Source organism: Desulfovectis peckii, from assembly GCF_055391705.1.
The window spans coordinates 1,522,606-1,544,659 of record NZ_AP042409.1; the positions used below are offsets into that span (position 1 = coordinate 1,522,606).

The window sequence follows — 22,054 nt, forward strand, 5'->3', positions numbered from 1 at the left end:
AATCTAACCTCCTACCCCCAAATGTGCTTTTTAATTTCCTGCCATAACAAGTCTTCTTTTAACTTTTCTACGCCAATTACCAATAGTTTATCTTCCAGTGAACCAGTCACCGTTGCTAAATCCTTCTGAATTTGTCTAGCAGTCTTATCTGGGGCACAGGTTATCAATATTGCCTTTGACTCCTCGCCGCCAAACTGATTAACTCTATGCAGCACTTCAAATCCCTTCATTTTAGAACCGCTATTTTGCATCGTAGTGCAAGAAATACCACAGAGTTGATAGCCGTTTAGCACGATCAAATCAATTTCAAAATTTTTTTCTATTTTAGGTTTACGACTTCTTTCTATGGTATTAAGTTTTTTATCAAAATCACTTTGATTAAAGTTTTTTTGCATAACAGAATATACATAACTCTCTAGCCATTTACCATGTAAAAAATCTTCTATTGATTTTTTAAGCCTGTTCTCAAACTCTTTATTAGATGTATTCATATCAGGAAGCCACATTTGATTGTCATCGTCAAGCAGTGAGTGTTCAGCAGGGATGCGTTTTAAGAGCTCAAAAACTTCTGTGGGGGTATCTTTCTTAAATTCTTGCCTAATTTTTTTCATTTTTTCTATATCTAACTTTTGATTCTCATTAACTAAACAATTGTGTTTTAAAAAACTATTTTTTTTATTAATAAATTTCCCTTTATTGTTATAATAATATTTATTTAAAACTTTTTTAGCCCATTCTAAATATACAGGTAGCCTGTCTGTATCTATAAGATATTTAAAGTATTCCACTGCTTCAGGCCAGTCTGGGTTGTCATCGCTACCACCATCATCATAACCATGTAATTTCATTAATTCAGGCGAAGAAATAGTTATTTGTTTCCTTAAATCATCAGTGATAAATTCTTCATTATCAAATTTAATTTTGTAATCCCTTGCATCTAAATAAGAAAATGTGCATTTATGTCTTAAAGCCTTTTCCAGTATTCTGTACACATGTACTGACATAGCTTTAGTACCGCCCGTATAATTAAGATGAACCTCATGCCTATTGTTAATTTGGTTTAAAAACTTATTCCGTATATCATTTTCAATAGCTTTTGATGAGCTTACATCTGACAAGGCAACCGGTCGCATATTGTATTTATTGCCATACTGTCCTTTAATAACTTTTTCTATATTTTCAGCAAATTTAAGCGTACCATTTTGATAGCCTTCAATTTTTTCCGAATGCACCAGCCATATGTTTTTAAGCTTGCTGTTATTTTCTATAAAGTACTTGGCAACAACGTAATTAGGTAACGGATTGGTTCCCACTAATAATACTAGTTCTGAAAATTCTAAACCTAACACGTATTACACTCACCACCCTATCAAAATATTTTGACTATTGCATAATTAGCAATAATTATACATATTAGTTAATTTTTCCTTCTCAATGTGCAAAAAATTACTTGCTTAACCTAAAACTCTTTGTCAAAAAAACAATGTCATAAAAATGCAAATACCCCATGCTGTATGTGCATTTTAGCATGGGGTGTTTATTTACTCATATGAGAGCTTGTTATTTTATTTTCAGCAACATATCGCCACTAAGTCAAATCTAAGTAGTCGTCTAAGGCTTGCATAAAATCTTCGAAATTATGCATTACTTTGGCCCCACTTGGCAAGGCGTCTAACACTGTTTTTTCCCAGGCTTTGCCCAATACCGGTTGTAATATGGCAATTGCTCCCCGGTCTTGCCGGGTGCGGATTAGCCGGCCGCAGCCTTGTTTTAATTTTAGGCCCATTTCCGGATAATCCACTGCCGTCAGCGGGTTCTGTCCTTGTTCCTTTGCTTCCCGTCTGCGGGCATCTATTAACGGATCTAAGGGCGGAAAGGGCAGCTGCCACACTACCAGCAGTGATAAGGCTTCGCCCGGTACATCAATTCCCTCCCAAAAGTTCGCACCGACAAGCACTGACGAGGTTACTTCCTTAAATCTGCGCACTAAATATCCGCGCTCGGCACTGTCTTCCCAAAGAAACTCATATGGCAGCTGATACGCTTTCAGGGCACGGCGAATTTTGCCTACTTCCGACGGAGCATTTGTCAGCACCAGAGCGCGTCCTTTGGTCATCTCCAGCAATGACACTAACTGTTTTATAGCATAAGCAAATCCGCCTTCCTGCTCATCTTCGGGAAACCGCTGCGGCAGATAAATTACTGCCTGCTGCCGGTAATCAAAGGGGCCGTCAACCGTTGAGCCGGAATAGTCTTGCAAGCCAAAGGTTCGTGCCAAATAAGTGAAATCCCCGCCGGTACTTAACGTTGCCGAAGAAAACACAACCGGTATTTGCTTGGCAAACAGGTGCTTTTTTAACAGGTGGCGCAGGTTGCGGGGCACTACCCAAAAAATTTGTTCTTCTCGCTGGGCCCAAAAAATTACATCCCTTCCTTTATTGCGGCTAAATCTGCTCAAGGCAACTGTCGCTCGCTCCAGCCGAGACTCAAACAGCTGTATTTGTGTAGGCGATAAAGATTCAGTGTGCAGCTCTTGCTCGCTTTGTAGCTGAAAGAGCAACTCGTCAAGGGTACGCCGTAAAACATCTGCAGATTTAAGCAGTTTTTCGCTTACTTGCACCGTCAAGCGATCAGTGCGTTCATCATCCGTTGCCGTATCATACAAAAGCTTAAAGAAACAAGCAGCAGCCCCATCTGCAGCCAAAGCGGCAGAAATCAATGAACTTCTGGCCCCCTGCACCCTCTCAACGGTCAGCAGCATATCGGCAATATCATCTCTGACCACTTGTCGGCCTGCTTTTAGGGCAGCCGGCAACAATATTTTATGCCCTTCATCAAAGATTACTGCCGAGTAATCAGGCAAAAGGGGCAGCTTACCGTCAGCAAGCCGCTCTTCCCTTGTCCATAAGTCGTCAAAAAACAAGCCGTGGTCACAGATAATTAAATCCGCTGCCGAGCGATAATTTTCTCTTGCTTTTACTAACTTGCAAAATCCCCGCTGCCAGCACGCTTCACAATCCATTGCCTCATCCCACGCTACCTGGGCCCATATTTTATCTGACACTTCCGGTATTTCCGAACGCTCTCCCCGCTTGCTGCTTTCCGCCCACTCCAGCAATCTGCTAAGTTCGGGGCTGGATTCATAGTAAAGTTGATTTATTTTTTGGTCACAAACATACTGCCGGGGATCCTTGGCCATGCCGATATCAATCTGCAAATTCAAGAGAGTTGACAGCTTTTCTATGTCCCCTTCCGGGCCGGCCAGCTGTTCTTGCAGCGCGGTAGAAGCACAGGCAATAATGGCCGGTTTTTTCTTAAAGCGGGCATAGGCCAGTGCGGTAAGTAAATAGGCAAAGGTCTTGCCGGTACCCAGGCCGGCCTCGGCAAAGTGTACCTTTTCTTTGCAAACCGCAGTGGCCATCTGCAGGGCGGTATAAATTTGTTCCTCCCGCACTTCATAGCCGTACTGCGGCAAAATATCGTAAAATACGTCGGAAATCCATTCCGCAAGCTTCCGCGAAAAATCTTTTTTACTCTGATACTCAAAAGGTAGCGCAGACAAGGTCGTCATAAAAGCTTCCTCGCTTTCAACATATCAAATTGCCGTTTATTACAAATAAAGCCGGCAAACTTCCTCATTCTTGGCTAACAAAATATTCCTCTATATCTTAAATATTGCCAAAATATATGTTTAGTATAAAAATGAGCTGTAAGTTTATCAACCCACAACTCATTTTTGTCATATTTAAAACCGTTTTGCCACAAGTTATTATTATAAAGTAATCTTGTGTAACAAGAAGGGTAACCACTATACTATATACTATGGTAAGACAAACCAACCTTTTGGGTAAGTTAGCACTAACCAAACAGACTATCTATCCAAAACGGTGAGATATAAAAATAACCTCCGGGATTTTACCCGGAGGTTATTGCTAGTCAATTAATACAATTGGTTTAATTAAATCGCGCGGTTTGTTAACCATCAGTTTAAATGCATCCTCAATGGCCTCTAAACCTTTAAATCTATGGGTAATCATCTTGCCGGGATCAACGCGGCCCACTTCCACTAAAGCCAGTAATCTTTCCATCCTCTTTCTTCCGCCGGGGCACAAGCCGCCGCGCAGCGTCTTGTGTCCAAGAAAGCCGGCAGTGACATCAATCGGGAAGTTAAATGACGGAATTTCCGTCCAAACGTTAATGTTGGCAATATTGCCGCCTTCTTTAGTCACGGCAAATGCGGTGTAGAAAGTTTCTAAGTTCCCTCCGGCAACGATGGCAGCGTCAACACCCTTGCCTTTGGTAATTTCCATAATTTGCTCTTTAATGTCGCCTTCTTTATAGTTAACAATATCAGTAGCCCCGTATTCTTTAGCCAGTTCCACACAATTCGGCCGTGAGCCCACGGCGATAAGTTTGGCGGCTCCCATTAGTTTTGAACCGGCAACGGCCATTAACCCCACCGGACCGATACCAAAAACAACTACGCTGTCTCCAAATTTAATTTCTGCCAGCTCAGCGCCATGAAAACCGGTAGTCATCATATCGGTAACCATACATGCTGTTTCAGGCGAGATATTTTCCGGCAGCAAAGCTAAATTCATATCCGCCGATCTAATTTTAATTTTGTCTGCAAAAGTGCCGTCTTCATAGTTAGAAAAGTTGATACCCGCGTTCAAACCGCCGGCATGCTGGTGAAGGCCGTCTTGAATATCTGGATGTTTCCAGGTCGGTGTAGTGCAGGGAATTACTACTTTATCACCGACTTTGAAATCCTTAACATTGGAACCGACTTCGATAATTTCGCCAACGCACTCGTGACCCAGTATCCTGTTTATCAGCCATGGGCCTTCCAATTCATATGCCGAGTGCACATCCGATGTACAAGGAGCAAGTGCTATTGGTCGGGCAATAGCATCATCCGGACCGCAAAGGGGATCCGGCTTTTCCATCCAACCCACCTTACCTTTTTCCAATACACCAAAACCCTTCATCACTTTACCCCATTTCTTTTGTTATTGTTAAATATTTGCAATAAGGCAAGTATACAGCCTTAATATTGCAAATATTTTAACTTTTGTGAATTATTATTACATTTTAAAAAATAACTGTCACCATAAGGTCAGGTAGTTTTAACTGCCCTGAAAGGCCGTTTTCTCACCCGGCACTGTTACCCAAACAGATTAGTTAAGTGTTAACCGTCTGGCTAACAAAAACTTGCTTAATAGGTGGTTCAAGCTTACTTATTTGGTATGACGGTCTAAACAATATTCACTTAAAAATTCATCACCCAGTCCCCTTTGAAAACACGGCGTTGTATAATTATTTTTACGGAAACTATATAATAGACGATAATCAGCTCAGTAACCAACCGGAGATGAGCACATGATTAAACTGTTTAGACTTTTAAAACCATATACATTGCCGCTCGTTGGCATTTTGATACTCACTTTTATCCAATCAATTTCCCAGCTTTATCTACCCACGTTGATGTCAGATATAGTCGACATCGGCATCGTTAACGGCGATATTGATTACATAATTGAAATCGGCGGGCTGATGTTGTTGGCAACAATTGCCGTTACCCTTTGCACGGTTTGCGCTGTTTTTTTGTCCGCCAAAACCGCCGCCGGCTTTAGCAAAGGGCTGCGCCACATGATGTTTTCCAAAATAGCAAACTTTTCCCTGGCTGAGTTTGAGCAGTTTGGTACCGCCTCATTAATCACCAGAACAACCAACGATATAACGCACATTCAGCATGTACTGCTCATGCTGTTGCGCACGGTAGTCAGTGCACCGCTGATGATTATCGGCGGCATTATCATGGCGGTATCAAAGGATGCTGTGCTTTCCCTGTTGATTGTTGCCGCTGTGCCAATAATTACCGCCGCTGTTTTAATCTTTGGCAAAAACACACGGCCCCTTTTTAAACAATTGCAAGAAAAAATAGATCAGTTAAACCTTATATTAAGGGAAAATTTAAACGGTATCAGAGTTATCAGGGCTTTCAACCGCACGGATTACGAAATAAACCGCTTTCAGGATACCAACCTTGATCTGTTCAATACCGCCCTGAGGGTAAACAGAATACTCGCCGCAACCATGCCGTTAATGAGTATAGTACTTAACTTTACTATTATCGCGGTAATTTGGTTTGGCAGTATCCGCATTGATGCCGGTTACCTGCAGGTTGGGGATTTAATGGCTTTTATTCAGTACATTATGCTCATTATGTTTTCGGTAATCATGTTTTCCATGATCTTCATGGTTATGCCTCGCGCCTCTGCCTCGGCGGCAAGAATTAATGAAGTGCTGGAAACCGCACCTCAAATCAATGACCCCCACATCGCAAAAGCTGCTGAGCAAAATAAGCAAAAAAAGGGCTGTGTTGAATTTAAGAATGTTACTTTTCGTTATCCGGGCGCAGAAAAACCGGCCCTCAGCAACATTTCATTTATAGCCCGTCCCGGAGAAACCACAGCCATTATTGGCGGCACCGGTGCCGGTAAAACCACACTGGTTAATCTCATCCTCCGTTTCTATGATGTCGACAGTGGCAGCCTGCTGGTTGACGGCATAGATGTGCGCCAAATACCTCAACAGCAACTGCGGGCAAAAATCGGTTTTGTCCCTCAAAAAGCGGTATTGTTTACCGGAACCGTTGCCGATAACATTCGTTACGGCAAAGAAGACGCCACCATTGAGGAAATTAAACACGCCGCAAGAATTGCTCAGGCCAGCGAGTTTATATCCAACATGAAAGACAAATATAATGCGGTAATTTCTCAAGGCGGGACAAATATTTCCGGCGGACAAAAGCAGCGCCTGGCTATTGCGCGGGCACTGGTAAAAAAACCGGAAATATATATTTTCGACGACTGTTTTTCGGCACTGGATTTTAAAACCCACGCCAAGCTAAGGGCGGCATTAAAAACGGAAACCGCCCATGCCACCACCATCATCGTGGCTCAAAGAGTAAGCACCGTTATGAATGCCGACCAAATAATTGTGTTAAATGACGGGCGTATTGTCGGCAGCGGCAAACATCAAGAACTGCTAAAGTCTTGTTCCTTGTATCAAGAAATTGTATCCTCGCAGCTTGCCAAGGAGGATTTAGCATGAGCCGACCACTTTTCCATCACCGGCCGGGTCACCGGGGTCAACATATGAGAATGCCGGCAGAAAAAGCCAAAGATTTTAAAGGCACGTTAAAAAGGTTGCTAGCTTACCTGAAACCCCATAAAGGCCAACTGTTTTTAGTCATGCTGGCGGCAATTTTAAGCTCTATATTTAACATACTCAGCCCAAAAATTATCGGTTTGGCAATTACCAGTTTGTTTGACAGCCTAATGATGAAGCTAAAAGGGGTCCCCGGTGCCGGCATTGACTTTGCTTACATCTTGCAAATATTGTTTATTTTAGCCGGTTTATATATTACCAGTGGGGTATTTTCTTATGTGCAACAATATATAATTGTCGGCGTTACCCAAAAAGTTATTTTCACCCTGCGTAAAAACGTCAATGAAAAGCTGGCCCGCCTGCCGCTGAAATTTTTTGACACTCATACCCACGGTGAAATACTAAGCCGGGTAACCAATGACATAGAAAACATCAGCACCACACTGCAGCAAAGTGTTACTCAAATGATAACGGCCATAGTAACCCTGGCGGGTGTCATAATCATGATGCTCACTATCAGTCCTTTATTAACCTTGCTGGTGATTGCCACCCTGCCCGGCTATGCTTTGGTTACCAAATTCCTGGCTTCTGGTTCACAAAAATATTTTGCCGAACAACAGAAAGCGCTGGGCAATTTAAGCGGGCATGTAGAAGAAATGTATACCGGCCACCAAATTGTGAAAGCTTTCGGCCGGGAAAACAAAGCCATTGAAGAGTTCGAAAACATTAATGAAAGACTGTACCATGTCAGCTGGAAGGCCCAGTTTATTTCCGGCAGCATTATGCCGCTGATGAACTTAATCAGCAATATCGTTTATGTGCTTATTTCAGTAATCGGCGGTATTTTTGTTACCAAACAGGCCTTGAAAATCGGGGATATTCAAGCATTTATTCAGTACTCCCGGCAGTTAACTCACCCCATAGCCCAAACCGCTAACATTGCCAATATTATTCAATCTACCATTGCTTCGGCAGAACGGGTTTTTGAACTGCTGGATGAAGCGGAAGAATTGCCGGATAAAACCAAAGTTGCCTATATTGATCACCCTAAAGGAAGAGTGGAATTTAAAAACGTTTCATTTAGTTATCAGAAAGGTGTTCCGGTAATCCAAAATATGAGTATGGACATCAAGCCCGGACAAACCGTTGCCATTGTCGGGCCGACCGGTGCCGGTAAAACCACGCTGATTAACCTTTTAATGCGCTTTTACGAGCTTGATGCAGGCAAAATCACCGTTGACGGTGTAGATATCAAAGACCTGAAACGCGAAGATTTGCGCCGTATGTTTGGCATGGTGCTTCAAAATACCTGGCTTTTTAAAGGCACAATCAGGGATAATATTGCCTATGGCCGCAAAGACGCCACCGACGATGAGATCCTTCAGGCGGCAAAGGCCGCTTACGCCGACCACTTTATCAGAAAGCTTCCGCACGGATACAACACTGTGCTAAATGAAGAGGCTTCAAACATCTCACAAGGGCAAAAACAGTTAATAACCATTGCCCGGGCCATACTGGCCAACCCAACGATCTTAATACTGGATGAAGCAACCAGCAACGTGGACACCCGAACGGAAGCCCAGATTCAGCGGGCCATGAAAAAATTAATGAAAGGGCGCACCAGTTTTGTCATAGCGCATCGGCTGTCTACCGTACGGGATGCGGATTTAATTTTGGTCATGAATGAAGGGCGGATTATTGAAAAAGGTAAACATCAAGAACTGTTGAGTAAAAACGGTTTTTACGCCGAACTATACCATAGTCAATTTGCCAATGCGTCGGTGTAACTAAATGCTCAATGCCGGCATAAAAAAAGCCGGGGCAAACAGCCCCGACTTTTATTTTACTTTTATAATATTAGAATAAGCCTGTTACTTTACCGGTTTCGGTGTCAACATCAATTCTGCGAAATGCCGGGTCAGAGCCCGTACCTGGCATCATCACTACCGATCCGGCCATCGGGCAGAGGAATTTTGCTCCCGCATAAACCAATACATCCCGTATTGGCAGTATCCAACCCTTGGGCACACCCTTAAGATTAGGATCGTGAGACAAACTTAAGTGGGTTTTTACCATCATGGTGGCAAAATCGGCATATGCCGGGTCAGATTCAAACCGTTTTGCTTTCGCCTCTGCTTCCGGTGTCCAGGATACGCCGTCAGCCCCGTAAACTTCTTTGGCAATTAGTTCCACTCTTTGTCGCAGTGGCATGTCCAGCGGGTAGAGAAATTTAAAGTCCACTTTTTCATTGCAGGCATCGATTACTGCATCGGCCAATTCCAGTGCACCTTCCCCACCCTTAAGCCAGTGTTCGGATACTGCACAGCGTGCTCCGGCCTGCTCAACATAGCGGCGCACCATGGCAATTTCTTCTTTGGTATCGGTGTAGAAGGAGTTAATGCATACAACCGGAACGACACCGGATTTTTTAACAATAGAAATATGATGCAGCAGGTTGGGAATGCCTTTTTCCAGCAGCTCCAGGTTTTGCTTGGTATATTCCTCAGGCAGCGGCCGACCGGGCACTACTTTCGGCCCGCCACCGTGCATCTTGAGGGCGCGAATGGTCGCGGTAATAACGGCCACATTAGGTGTTAACCCGCTAATACGGCACTTAACGTTCCAGAACTTCTCAAAGCCGATATCGGCGGCAAAGCCGCTTTCCGTTACATGATAATCAAACATCTTCAGGGCAATGCGGTCGGCAATAATTGAAGACTGACCGATCGCAATATTGGCAAAGGGGCCGGCATGCACTAAAACCGGCTGGTATTCTGCCGTACTGATCAGCGTCGGGTTAATGGTTTTCACCATAAAGGCAGTCATGGCGCCGTCAACTTCTAAATCGGCAGTGGTAACCGGATTGCCTTTCTTATCATAGGCAACAATAATCTTACCAATCCGCTCCCGCAAATCCTTCAAATCCGTCGCCACTGCCAAAATAGCCATCAGCTCAGAGCTAACGGCAATGTCAAACTGCGACTTCATCATATAACCATCCATGCGGCCGCCAATACCCATAATGATATTGCGCAAGCCTTGGGCACAGAAATCAATCACCCAGTGAAGCTGCACATTAGTGGGATCGATATCTAAACGTTTTAGATTCCTTTTAGCCAACTCTGCATCGTCATAATTTCTTTCATGCTGCATGCGGGCATTAAGGGCCACCATGGCCAAATTGTGGGCGTTCATAATATCATTAATGTCACCGGTAAGCCCCAGCGAAAACTCCGTCATCGGAATAGCCAATGCATTGCCGCCCCCGGCAGCGCTACCCTTTACATTCATTGTCGGGCCGCCCGAAGGTTGGCGAATGGCTGCCCCGACATTAACCCCTCTCTTGCTCAGACCTTCCACCAAGCCTATGGTAGTGGTAGTTTTCCCTTCACCCAAGGGGGTGGGGGTAATGGCGGTAACATCAATATACTTGCCGTTAGGACGATCTTTCAGACGGTTAAAAATCTTCATGAAATCAAGTTTAGCAATTCTGCCATAGGGAATAATTTCATCTTTTTCTAGCCCAAGTGTTTCCCGCCATTGTTCAGGTGTTGGCATGTTTTTTTCTGCCAATTCAGCTATTTGGTAGTCTTTAAGTTTTGTCGGATCGTAAGCCACGCCTCTAAAACCTCCCTGCTTTATATCTTTATGTATATTATTAGCACTTTAAACAAAAACCGCTAAAAATAAAAAGACAGATTTATACCTCATGCCGGTATAACCCTGTCCTGTTGACTTAAGACGGCTATTAGGCTTCCTCTTTGCTGTCGATGCGTTTCAGTGAGCAAGTACCCTCCAGAGTTACGTCCGGTTACAGTACTTAAGCCACCGCTTATAAAAACCGGTTTGCCCTAATGACGCCGAATACGGCCTCTTTCCAACCGTTATCCGTTGCCTAATACGTTTATTCTACTTTTTTTGAGATTTTCCTGCCGGCACAAAGTCCTTTGCTCAATATTTTTAACCGATAAAGTTTTAGAAAAACAAGCAGTGAAGCGCTGCAAACCTTTTAAAGCATCACTAAAAATAAGGCAAGCAGCTTATACCCAGACAAATGAACTAGGTGTAATCAGTCCGTCAATTTTAATATCCCTTTCTTCCGTCGGCACTTGATCTAACACTTGAAAATCGTAAGCCAAGGCTATTTTAGGCACTTTTTTATTTAGCTTGGCCAAAAAGCGATCATAGTATCCACCGCCGTAACCAATTCTGCCGCCCCTGATATCAAAAGCCAAACCGGGCATCAGGATTAAATCAATGTCATCGCCTAAAACTTGCTTACAGCCCTCCACCGGTTCCAAGATATGATAGTACCCTTCTTTTAAATCCTGAAAGCCGTTGATGCGATAAACCACGATACCTTCTTTTTTTGACACTATTTTGGGTACACCGATAACTTTTCCCTCTTTTAAAGCATGATTAATAAATTGATGGGTATCTATTTCCGAGCCAAAACTGACATAGGTAAATATAGTGTTGGCCTCTTGATATAACTTACTGTTAATCAGTTTGTTAAAAATTTTCTGGTCCCATTCCTTTTTTAAGTTGCTGTTTAACGCATTTCTTTTTTCTAAAACAGCCTGCCGCAGACTTTTTTTGTCTTGGTATAGCAAGAGCTCACATCCCTTAACAATTTTTACTACATATTATTGGTAATTTACATATTAAATTATCGCATATTTTTAAATAACCGTAACTATTGCCTTCGGCCTTTATATAAAATTTAACAACCCGGAAGGAAAGAGCAACCGCTTCTCTTCCGGGTTGTCGGTTTCATCAGTGAATATGGGCTTGATAACCCGCATCTGTCAAAACCTGTACCGCTGCCAATTGATCTTTTTCGGTGGCAAATGCCAACCGAATGGTCCCGCCTTGGCCTTCCCGAACCCGCAGTATCTCTATATCGGTGATGTTGATATTATGCTCGCCCAACAAAGTACTGAAGTTAGCAATTACGCCCGGCCTATCCGGTGCGGTGAGCAGCACTTCAAATAATGTAGGTAAGTAACCGATGCTGCGTTTGGGTAAGGACAGCCTATTCTCCCTTGCCCGGGCGAATTCTCTCTCCAATTGAGCGGCGCGGGCGGTAACAATCATCTTTCTGTAATCATCTAAAATTGACTGCAAGCGGTCTAAGGCTTGCAGTACATGATGGCTGTTGGTTTGAAAGATATCTCGCCACATCACCGGACTGCTGGCAGCAATTCTGGTCATATCGCGGAAACCGCCGGCTGCCAGCGTAAGCACCTCATTTTTGTTCGGCACTCCTTCCAGATTATTTGCCAGCGCGCATGCCATTAAATAAGGCAGATGACTTACCACTGCCACGGCGGCATCATGCTTTTGCGGGCTCATTTCTACCACCCGGGCACCGATGTTTTCGATCAGTCTTCGTACCTTTTTCAGCGCCGACCGGTTGGTCTGAGGCGTAGGTGTTAGCAGGTAATAAGCATTTTCAAAGAGATAAGGATGGGCACCACGCATACCCACCACCTCAGAGCCGGCCATGGGGTGACCGCCGACAAAATACACCTCCGGTGGCAGCACTTTTTCAGCCACGGCGGTAATCCTTTCTTTGGTACTGCCGACATCGGTGATAATCGTGTTTGGCTTTACCCTGTCGGCTATTTGGCCAAGCAGCTTTTCTATGGTCAGTATGGGAGTTGCCAGCACCACTAAATCTGCATCTTTAACGGCATCATATAAATCAGCGGCTGCCTTATCTATTGCTCCCGCAGACAGTGCTAAAGAGATATTTTCATCATCAAGATCAAATCCGGTTATCTCATCAACTAAATGACGATGTTTTAAAGACAACCCCAACGAGCCGCCGATTAACCCCACACCGATAATAGCCACTTTTGCGATCAACTTACTCATTCCCCTTTAGCGACAGTTTTTTCCATTACCTTGGCAACGGCGTTTACTTCCGTCATCAACAGTTGGAAATTCTCCGGTGTTAGCGATTGAGAACCGTCACAAAGTGCTTCTGCAGGTTTGGGATGCACTTCAATCAGCAGTCCGTCTGCTCCGGCAGCAATTGCTGCCCGCGACATTGCCCGAACAAACCGCCAATTGCCAATGGCATGACTGGGGTCAACAATGACCGGCAAGTGAGAAAGATACTTGATAACCGGAACGGCGGTTAAATCCAAGGTATTGCGAGTAAAGTTTTCAAAAGTCCTAATGCCTCGCTCGCACAAAATAACGTTATTGTTGCCGCCGGCTAAAATATATTCCGCCGCCAGCAGCAGTTCTTCAACGGTAGCTGCCGGCCCACGTTTTAGCAGCACCGGCTTATTGCGTTTAGCTACTTGTTTCAGCAGGTTAAAATTCTGCATGTTGCGGGCCCCGATTTGTAATATATCGGCATAGGCAGATACCAAATCCAACTGGCTGATATCCATTACTTCGGTCACTACCGGCATGCCGGTTAATTCCCGTGCCTCAGCCAGTAGCTTTAATCCCTCTTCGGCCAGCCCTTGGAAAGAGTAAGGAGAAGTGCGAGGCTTAAAGGCGCCGCCTCTTAAAATAGTCGCACCACAAGCTTTCACCTGTTTAGCGGTTTCCAGTAACTGCTCGCGGCTTTCCACCGCACAGGGGCCGGCCATTACCTGCACCTGGTTGCCGCCGATTTTTAAATTGCCGACTTCAACTACCGTATCTTCTTCTTTAAATACCCGGGAAGCCAGTTTATATGGGTGCATAATCGGGACTACTTTATCCACCCCGGGCATGGCTTCAATAGCTAAATCCCCCAACTGGGTGCGATCTCCGACCGCACCGATAACGGTACGTTCTACGCCCTGGGATAAGTGTATGCGGAAACCGGCTTGTTTCAACTTGGCATTAACCGCTTCAATCTCGCGCTCACCGGCCCGATGGTTCATGACAATAATCAATTTAAACCCTCCTCTGAGATAATATTACCGGTCAAAAGGCAAAAAAACGCTCTCAGAGGAGCGTTAAATGAACAAAAAGTACCATATTAATCCCCCCTACCGTACTACCATACTGCTTTGTCAAAACATTCTTCCGCAAACGCCACAGCGGCTACCATCCTACACATCCATCTTAACAGATAAACCGATAGTTGACAATAATCTCTTTAATTGGGATAAGCTTTATTTTAATGTATTTTCGGTTAATAATCATCGCCTGTGATTCGCTATACAGATTAGCTATATTTTAAATTTATCAATTAAATTTTTCAGTTGTTCGGAAAGACCAGACAGCTGTTCCGCCGAAGCGGAAACCTCTTGTATTGCCGCCGTTTGCTCTTCCGTTGTTGCCGCCGCATTGGATACGTTATCAGACATTTGTTCAACGGCGGTTGCCATTTGCTGTATTTGCAAGTTCAGATTATTAATCGAAGCAATAATCTCATTAAAGTTGCCGCTCACTTTATTTACTATTTCCTTGCCGGCATCAACTTGCTGTGTGCTGTTCGCCACTGCTGTCACCACATCTTCAGTTTTACTTACAATGATACGGGTTATGCCGTATATTTCTTGTACGGCGGCGGCAGATTGGTCAGCCAGTTTTCTTACTTCATCGGCGACAACCGCAAAGCCACGACCGTGCTCACCTGCCCGTGCCGCTTCTATCGCAGCATTAAGGGCTAATAAAGTGGTTTGTTCGGCAATAGCGGTAATTAGCTCTAATATTTTGTGAATTTTCCGGGTATCGGCATCCAGTTCTGCAATGGTTTGGGATACTTGATGGGTGGTGTCAAAAATGGTGTTCATTTGTTTTGTAATTGTTAACACGCCTTCTTTGCCCAGCCTTGCCTGCTCTGTTGCATAGCGGGAGCCGATAGATATTTCTTTTATGTTAGAAGAGGTACTTTGTACGGCATCAGAAATCTCGCTCATCGTATTGGCTGTTTCATTAGCCCCGGCTGCCGTCTGTTGGGAAATTGCTGACAGCTGTTCTGCGGTGCGAGAAAGTTCTACGGCACCGTTATTTACTTCTATCATAATCTCTCTTAAATTAGCGATAAATTTGTTAAAGGCAGCGGCCAGCGCCCCTAACTCATCCTTGGTAGAGATTTCAATTTGCTGGGTTAAGTCCCCCCCTTTTTCCGCTAAAGCTTCCATTTTATTTTTTAGAGCATTTAAGGGTTTTGTTATTTGACGGGTAATCACAACAGCTAACAATACCGCAATCACAATACTGACAGCAGTTACCGCTATTAAAGCGGTAAAGATGTATTTATAAAGATTATTTGAGTAATTAACGGCTTGCCGCACTTGCTTAGAAGAAAACTCTTCAATTTGTTGCACAATATCATCTATTAATTCAGTCGGCTCCCGGTTTATTCCGCTGACCAACTCATCAACCACTTGATAGCTCATGGGGTCTTCCGGATTAAAAACACTAAGGGTTTCTCTGTATCTGGCACCCATGTGCTCATGTACCTGCAAAGCCAGTTCAATCTTTTTCGTATCCATACCCCGGTCTTTTGTTAAAACTAACAAACTGTTAAGTTCTTGCCGGACGGCATCTTCTTCTTGGTTAAAATTAGATAAGTGTTTTTCAAAGCTATCCGGATTTTGCCCGCGCATCAGAATGTTCTTATATTCTTGAACTTGCGCCTTTAAATGTACTTGTGCACTCCGGGCCGAATTTATTGCTTGTTGTGACTGTTCAGCGGTTTCTAAGTTGGCTTTGATGTTTTCATGCAGCATAAAAATACTATAAGCCCCCGCACCGCCCAATAATACTAAAAAAACAATCATTACAACAGCCAGCAGCTTTAACTTGTCGGCAATTTTCAAAATATGTAACAATTGCTTTCCGCCCCTTTGTCTGCTATATTAAAAATTAATCTTAAATGATTAGACAACTTGATCATTTTTCCCTGTATAAAAATGCAAAAAGATTATTTTATAAAATTTTTAAAAACAAGCAGGAATATTTTATTTATGCTGGAATATAAGTTAGAGTAATTTAAAAAAGCATAATATTTGTTCTCCGAGCCATAACACCTACGGCAGGCGGCTATGGTGTTACGGCCGATAGGGTTAATTGGGAAACCGGTTAGCCTCCCCCTTTGGAAAGGAGAGCTGATTTTTAGCTGCGCACAAAAGGGGATTTTGATCCCCTTATTCTTTTGTGTTGTTCTTTTGTGCTTTCAGCTGGATAGCATTACCTTGCCAAAGGGATGTTATCCAGCTTTTTAATTGCTGTAGGTCGAAAGCTTGCAGCGCAAAAGGCAAAAAAATCGCCCGCTTCTGCTAGGGCATGCGGGGAATGGATGACAAGCTTTGTTTAAGTCTCGTCTGCCCTGAGTTTAACCCCCTTAGGGCATTATCAATAAAAATAGGCGGACATAAATCTGTCCGCCTATTTTTTTTATAATTTTATCGATTGGGTAACATCGGCAGCATGATAAGAGCTCCTAACCAACGGGCCGGAAGCAACATATTTAAAGCCCAACCGGTAACCGATTTCTTCATATTTTTTAAATAGATCAGGATGTACATACTCTATTACCGGGTGGTGTTTTGGGGAAGGAGCCAAATACTGTCCAATGGTCAGCAAATCACAATCTACCGCCCTTAAGTCTTTTAGCAAAGCCACCACTTCTTCTTCCCTTTCCCCTAAACCTACCATGATGCCGGATTTGGTGTAGACAGTGTTATCCATTTCTTTGGCATTTTTCAGCACTTCAAGGGAACGAGCGTAGTTGGCCTTCGGGCGTACAGCCGGATACAGTCGCGGCACGGTTTCCAGGTTATGATTAAGTATGTGCGGCTTTGCAGCCATTACTAATGCAAGTGCTTCCACACTGCCCTTAAAATCGGGAATCAGCACTTCCACCGTGACGTCAATCTCCCGCAGTTTGTTGATCACCGCGGCAAAATGCGCTGCCCCGCCGTCAGGCAGGTCATCTCTGGTAACCGAAGTAATTACCGCGTGTTTTAATCCCAGTTCTCGCACTGCTTCAGCTATATGCATCGGTTCATCGGGATTAACCGGCTCGCCGTGACCTTTTGTTACATTGCAAAAGGTACAGTTGCGGGTACATATGCTGCCTAAAATCATAAAAGTAGCCGTGCGGCGGCCAAAACACTCTATTATATTCGGACAGTTGGCCTCTTCACACACCGTATTCAAGGATAATCGGTTGAGCATTTTTTTAATATGGGTTAACTTTTCCGCTCCCTGCAGGCTAATCTTCAGCCAGTCCGGTTTGCGCTTTTGCTGCATGTCGTCCACTCCCTGCATATTAAATAATCAGTTACTGATACTGGTGCGAAGTAACAAAAATCTATCATGATCATAACACTTTTTTCACTCTTGTGTTAATAAAATTAGATTTCTATAATTTACATGTTCTTTTTAAGCTTATGGTTGCCGCTTTGACCGGTTGATTTATTCATTGTAAAATATTTTTATAATCATTAACAGGAGGGCAAAATTGAATAATAGTTATTTAAAGGAATTCGAGATTCACTATTACGAAGTTAACCGCTATCAAGAAGCCACCCCGGTAACGATTTTAAACTATTTAGAAGAAACCGCCATTGCCCACTCAGAAAATGTGGGGTTAGGGGTAGAAAAATTAAAATCCGACGACATTGGCTGGGTATTGCATAAGTGGCTGTTAAACATTAATCATTACCCCACCCGCGGGGAGCTAATAACCGTAGAAACCTGGCCAACTAAATTTGAGCGTTTTTATGCCAACCGGGAATTTCGTCTATTCAGTAAAACAAATAACGAGCTGATTGGCACCGCTACCTCTCTCTGGATTTTTTTCAACATCAATAAAAGGCGGCCGATGAGAATACCTGATGAAATTATTGCCGCCTACGGTACCAACCCGGAAACCGTTGCCCACTGTCCTTTTTTAAGTACATATCCGGCAGGTTCTCACGAAGTTGTCCAGGAATTTTCGGTGAGAAGAAGCGATATCGACACCAATGAGCATGTCAACAACGCTCGTTATGTTGAATGGATTTTAGAAACCATCCCCGGCGAAATTTATGATCATTACATGTTAACGGCTTTAGAAATTGACTACAAAAGAGAAACTAATTACGGAACCACAGTTAAAGCCAGTAGCTCTCAGGTGTACAAAGAGCAAAACAACAGGTATCATTTTATCCACACAATAACCGCTGCCGGTGAAGACAAGCCGGCAGCAATGGCGAAAACCATTTGGCAAAAGCGAAAGTAGTTACTGCTTATAAAAGCCAGATAAAACGGGCTGAAGCACTACGGGCAAAAAGTTCGTAGTGCTTCAGCCTCTTTTAATTGCTTACAGTGCTTTTTTCCAGTAGTCGTGAATGATGCTGTGTCCGTAAGTGGTGCCGGGAACCGCCCAGTTAGCATTTAAACCAAGCCAGGTGGTGGCAGAACCGCGATTGACGTAGATAAAACGCGGATCATAAAGGGTTTTACCTTTAGGCAGGGGCTTGTCAGTCGCATAGGCATACAAATGCTGGATATGCGCTTCCACACCGATTTCCGGTGTGGCAAAAATCGCCCCGTGCACTCCTTCTTCAAACCACACTGCCTCAGGATCAGCACCGTTTAACGGTTCTTTGCCGCTGTTTGGCGAGCCAACCGCCCATAGGCCGCAGTAGTTATTTTGCCAAGGCTGAACATGACCGGTGAAATTAAAGTAACCTGTTTCCTTCACTGCCTGTGCAAAAGCTAAATCTCCGCGAATGCCGTACTCTTTTCCGATTTCAAGGTATAGCTCAACTATATTCTCCGGAACATTTGAGGTATCTATGCCTCTCTGGCGCATTTCTTTATACAGCCAGTTAGTTAACTGTTCAGCACTGGCAATGGCCTCACCTTGAATGGTAATGTCGGCAATTGACCACACTCTGCCATCAGGCAATGTAACCGTTTTGGGGTATCTTTGCAGCAGCTGATCCATTTTTCTAAATTCTTCAAGCTGCTCTTTGGAGAAACTTGCCGGAGCATATTCCAGCAAATCTTTAGTGTTAATTTTTGTCCCGTCAAGTAATCTAATATTAGTGCGGTACTCAGCCAGTTTGTAAACAATGGGATCATGCTGAACAGGAGATTGTTCGTCAGGATCTTCACCGGGCTCATTATTGGGATCAGGTATATAGCTTCGCTTGGAATTGACAATTACTTCCCGACTGTCTTGCAACCAATTAACTTCGCAATTCAATGCCTCCCCTACCGCTCGCAGCGGAATCAAGGTCCGTCCGGTTTTTTCCGAAATAAAGGCTTGTCCCATATCCGGGGGAATATCTAATACGCTGCCGTCAATCACAATCTGCACGCCTTTTTCATTGTCAACCCGGGCAGGTACAGGTGCAGGGTGACCTTTAACCGTATTGATCACCACCTGCTTGCTTTCCGAAAGCCAAGTTACATCATAGCCCAATTCTTCACCAATCAGGCGAAAAGGCACGTAAGTACGCTGATTGACAATAATTGGCGGTTGATCTCCGCTAACCTGTTTATTGTTAATATACAACTTAATGTCCGCAGCGGCTGCGGCGTGGGCCGGCATAAGGGCACCGGCAGCTAAGAATAAACCTAAGCACACTCCGAACAGGGATTTCTTAAAATTGAATTTAAGCAACATCCTCCATCCTTTCCGTTAAGTATTATGCAGCTTTTATTAAACTGCAGTGGTAATTTCCACCGCATACAAAGATTATACCAACTGACATCAAATAGTTAAATAGTTAAATTAGTCCCAGAAGTTGGATATTACTGGCATTATTGAATTGCTTGCTCAAATTGTTGTATAGTGTCTATGTCTAATATATTGTGGTTATCTTTTATTGCAGGAGGGATAAAATGAATATCAATGACTGGCACAACGAAACACTGGGGCAAAAAGTAGTACAAGCATTACAAAAAAACTATTTTGATGCCATTTATTTTCCTAACCGCAGTGAAGCGGCCGAATATGTATTAAAGTACATCTCCAATGGCAGCAAGGTTGGTTTTGGCGGTTCAGTTACAATTAAAGAACTGGGTATTGCGGAAAAAGCTTTAGAAAGAGGGGCAAAAATTTTGGATCACAATCAACCCGGTTTAACCGCCGAGGAAAAAAATGACATCCGCCGGCAGCAATTAACCAGCGACTTGTTCTTATGCAGTACCAATGCCGTTACTTTAGACGGTTATCTGGTCAATATAGACGGTGCCGGCAACCGGGTGGCGGCAATGACTTTCGGCCCAAAGAAAGTGATTATTGTCGCCGGCGTGAATAAAATTACCGCAGATGTGCATACGGCACTAAAAAGAATTCAAAACGTGGCCTCCCCGAAAAACAACAAACGATTAAATACATCCAATCCATGTGCCGTTTCCGGCCTCTGCTCTGATTGCCAAAGTAAGGCCAGAACCTGCCGGATTTATTCAATCATGAAAAGAAAGCCCCTGTTTTCTGACATCACGGTGGTCATTGTCGGTGAAGAATTGGGATATTAACTAAAAACAGCTGCCTTAAAGCGCAGCTGTTTATTACTTTTATTCCACCGTTTGCAAATTAAGTTCTTGTCGCAGCCAATCCAAGGCAGCACTTACCGCTTGCCTTCTAATTTTGTTTCTTTCTCCAAAAAGATTTAACTGCTTTGTTTTAACTTCCCCCTTTATATATAGACCTAAATATACCAGGCCAACCGGTTTTTCTGCACTGCCTCCGGTAGGCCCGGCAATGCCGGTTGTAGATAAGCCGATATCCGCTCCTGAGGTTAAGGCTATTCCCTTGGCCATTTCTGCCGCCGTTTCGGCACTGACCGCTCCATACCGTTCCAGGGTTTCTTTTTTTACATTTAGCCGGCGTATTTTAGCCTCGTTGCTGTAAGTCACCGCCCCTTCCAAAAAAACTGCCGATATGCCGGGATAATTGACCAGAGTAGCAGCCAGCATACCTCCGGTACAGGATTCAGCCACGGCAACGGTCAATTGTTTTTCCGTTAGGCCCCTGCCTACCACTTCTTCTAAACCGGTATCCCCTACTCCGTAGATAAAGCGACCTAAACGAGCCCTGATTTCACTTTCTATCGGAACAATTAATTGCTTGGCTTCTTCAAGATTTTTTCCGCGGGCGGTTAATCTTATGGTTACATCGCCTTCTTTAGCATAAGGAGCAATTGTCGGGTTAGTTTGACTGTCTATTAAATCGGCAATTTCTTCAGCCACAACACTTTCGCCAATGCCGCACAAATGCAGTACTCGGGAAAATAAAACGCCGTCCTGGTATTTTAAGAGATGAGGCACCGCCCCGTTTTCAAAAACATATTTCATTTCCTGAGGCGGCCCGGGCAGTAAAATGGCGATTTTGTTATCCTGCTCAACTATGCAGCCTGGAGCGGTACCAATTTTATTTTTTAAAACAATCGCTCCTTCAGGAAAATAAGCCTGTTTTTTATTGTTTTCCGTCATTACCCAATTATGTGAACTAAATACTTGGTTTATAAATTCCAGTGTAGGTGGGTGCAATATCAGTTTGCGGCCGAAATATTCGGCGGCAATTTCTTTTGTTAAATCATCTTCTGTAGGACCCAGCCCGCCGGTGGTAATAACGATATCCGCACTTTTAAATGCACTGTGAAAAGCTTCTTTTAATCTACCAGGATTATCACCGACAACGGTTTGTTTATATACAAAAATACCCATTTCCGCTAATCTTTGACTTAAATACTGGGTATTGGTATTTAATATTTCACCAAGCAACAGCTCTGTTCCCACCGACAATATTTCTGCCTGCATACAATCACCTCTACATCTTAATTTATATTATTTGCTAACCCATGACAACAAACTTATATCCCATGCCGGCATTTTATTACCTATGATTAAGTAATCCCCGGCAGGAGTAATTAACCGGTTATGTCGAATTATATTTTCAGCCACTATTTAATTC

General features: G+C 43.6%; 15 protein-coding genes and 1 riboswitch. Of the genes, 4 read left to right on the forward strand and 11 right to left on the reverse strand.

Annotation, left to right across the window (positions count from 1 at the left end; genetic code table 11):
- Window positions 1-11: 11 nt before the first annotated feature.
- The 3 genes from ACZ5NG_RS07530 to ACZ5NG_RS07540 form a co-directional block, all read right to left on the reverse strand.
- On the reverse strand, window positions 12-1,349 hold the full coding sequence (locus tag ACZ5NG_RS07530) for a PDDEXK family nuclease (RefSeq protein ID WP_464251202.1): 1,338 nt from the start codon (window positions 1,347-1,349) through the stop codon (window positions 12-14).
- Window positions 1,350-1,588: 239 nt separating this feature from the next.
- Window positions 1,589-3,571 carry an ATP-dependent DNA helicase gene (locus ACZ5NG_RS07535; protein ID WP_464251203.1) on the reverse strand — a complete coding sequence of 661 codons (1,983 nt, stop codon included), beginning with the start codon at window positions 3,569-3,571 and terminating at the stop codon, window positions 1,589-1,591.
- Window positions 3,572-3,932: 361 nt separating this feature from the next.
- Complete coding sequence (locus tag ACZ5NG_RS07540) at window positions 3,933-4,991, reverse strand: NAD(P)-dependent alcohol dehydrogenase (protein WP_464251204.1); 1,059 nt, start codon at window positions 4,989-4,991, stop codon at window positions 3,933-3,935.
- Between the two features lie 391 nt (window positions 4,992-5,382).
- On the opposite strand from ACZ5NG_RS07540, the gene ACZ5NG_RS07545 reads away from it, so the two are divergent.
- Window positions 5,383-7,119 carry an ABC transporter ATP-binding protein gene (locus ACZ5NG_RS07545; protein WP_464251205.1) on the forward strand — a complete coding sequence of 579 codons (1,737 nt, stop codon included), beginning with the start codon at window positions 5,383-5,385 and terminating at the stop codon, window positions 7,117-7,119.
- Window positions 7,116-8,963: an ABC transporter ATP-binding protein gene (locus ACZ5NG_RS07550; RefSeq protein WP_464251206.1), complete on the forward strand. Its 1,848-nt coding sequence runs from the start codon at window positions 7,116-7,118 to the stop codon at window positions 8,961-8,963. The genes ACZ5NG_RS07545 and ACZ5NG_RS07550 overlap by 4 nt, the downstream gene beginning before the upstream one ends.
- Window positions 8,964-9,033: 70 nt before the next feature.
- On the opposite strand, the gene ACZ5NG_RS07555 is transcribed toward ACZ5NG_RS07550, so the two are convergent.
- The 6 genes from ACZ5NG_RS07555 to lipA all read right to left on the reverse strand — a co-directional run bounded on the left by ACZ5NG_RS07555 (window position 9,034) and on the right by lipA (window position 17,391).
- Entirely contained in the window at window positions 9,034-10,794 is a 1,761-nt protein-coding gene (locus tag ACZ5NG_RS07555) for a formate--tetrahydrofolate ligase (protein WP_464251207.1), read from the reverse strand.
- Between the two features lie 422 nt (window positions 10,795-11,216).
- Window positions 11,217-11,789: a 5-formyltetrahydrofolate cyclo-ligase gene (locus tag ACZ5NG_RS07560; protein ID WP_464251208.1), complete on the reverse strand. Its 573-nt coding sequence runs from the start codon at window positions 11,787-11,789 to the stop codon at window positions 11,217-11,219.
- 163 nt (window positions 11,790-11,952) lie between these two features.
- On the reverse strand, window positions 11,953-13,056 hold the full coding sequence (locus ACZ5NG_RS07565; protein WP_464251209.1) for a prephenate dehydrogenase/arogenate dehydrogenase family protein: 1,104 nt from the start codon (window positions 13,054-13,056) through the stop codon (window positions 11,953-11,955).
- Window positions 13,053-14,078 (reverse strand): 3-deoxy-7-phosphoheptulonate synthase, encoded by a 1,026-nt coding sequence (gene aroF, locus ACZ5NG_RS07570; protein ID WP_464251210.1) that lies wholly within the window; start codon window positions 14,076-14,078, stop codon window positions 13,053-13,055. Before aroF ends, ACZ5NG_RS07565 begins: the two co-directional genes overlap by 4 nt.
- 279 nt (window positions 14,079-14,357) lie before the next feature.
- Complete coding sequence (locus ACZ5NG_RS07575; protein ID WP_464251211.1) at window positions 14,358-15,968, reverse strand: methyl-accepting chemotaxis protein; 1,611 nt, start codon at window positions 15,966-15,968, stop codon at window positions 14,358-14,360.
- Window positions 15,969-16,138: 170 nt separating this feature from the next.
- Window positions 16,139-16,258: riboswitch (molybdenum cofactor riboswitch) on the forward strand.
- A 275-nt stretch (window positions 16,259-16,533) separates the two neighbouring features.
- Complete coding sequence (lipA, locus tag ACZ5NG_RS07580) at window positions 16,534-17,391, reverse strand: lipoyl synthase (protein WP_464251212.1); 858 nt, start codon at window positions 17,389-17,391, stop codon at window positions 16,534-16,536.
- Window positions 17,392-17,602: 211 nt separating this feature from the next.
- Between lipA and ACZ5NG_RS07585 the strand changes: the two genes are divergently transcribed.
- Window positions 17,603-18,364, forward strand: a complete 762-nt coding sequence (locus tag ACZ5NG_RS07585; RefSeq protein WP_464251213.1) for an acyl-[acyl-carrier-protein] thioesterase — start codon at window positions 17,603-17,605, stop codon at window positions 18,362-18,364.
- Window positions 18,365-18,445: 81 nt separating this feature from the next.
- Here ACZ5NG_RS07585 and ACZ5NG_RS07590 read toward each other — a convergent pair whose 3' ends face one another.
- A complete protein-coding gene (locus ACZ5NG_RS07590) occupies window positions 18,446-19,759 on the reverse strand; it encodes a stalk domain-containing protein (protein ID WP_464251214.1) in 1,314 nt (437 codons plus the stop codon).
- Window positions 19,760-19,977: 218 nt separating this feature from the next.
- On the opposite strand from ACZ5NG_RS07590, the gene ACZ5NG_RS07595 reads away from it, so the two are divergent.
- Window positions 19,978-20,616 carry a lactate utilization protein gene (locus ACZ5NG_RS07595; RefSeq protein ID WP_464251215.1) on the forward strand — a complete coding sequence of 213 codons (639 nt, stop codon included), beginning with the start codon at window positions 19,978-19,980 and terminating at the stop codon, window positions 20,614-20,616.
- A 39-nt stretch (window positions 20,617-20,655) separates the two neighbouring features.
- Here ACZ5NG_RS07595 and ACZ5NG_RS07600 read toward each other — a convergent pair whose 3' ends face one another.
- Complete coding sequence (locus ACZ5NG_RS07600; protein ID WP_464251216.1) at window positions 20,656-21,900, reverse strand: competence/damage-inducible protein A; 1,245 nt, start codon at window positions 21,898-21,900, stop codon at window positions 20,656-20,658.
- Between the last annotated feature and the right edge of the window lie 154 nt (window positions 21,901-22,054).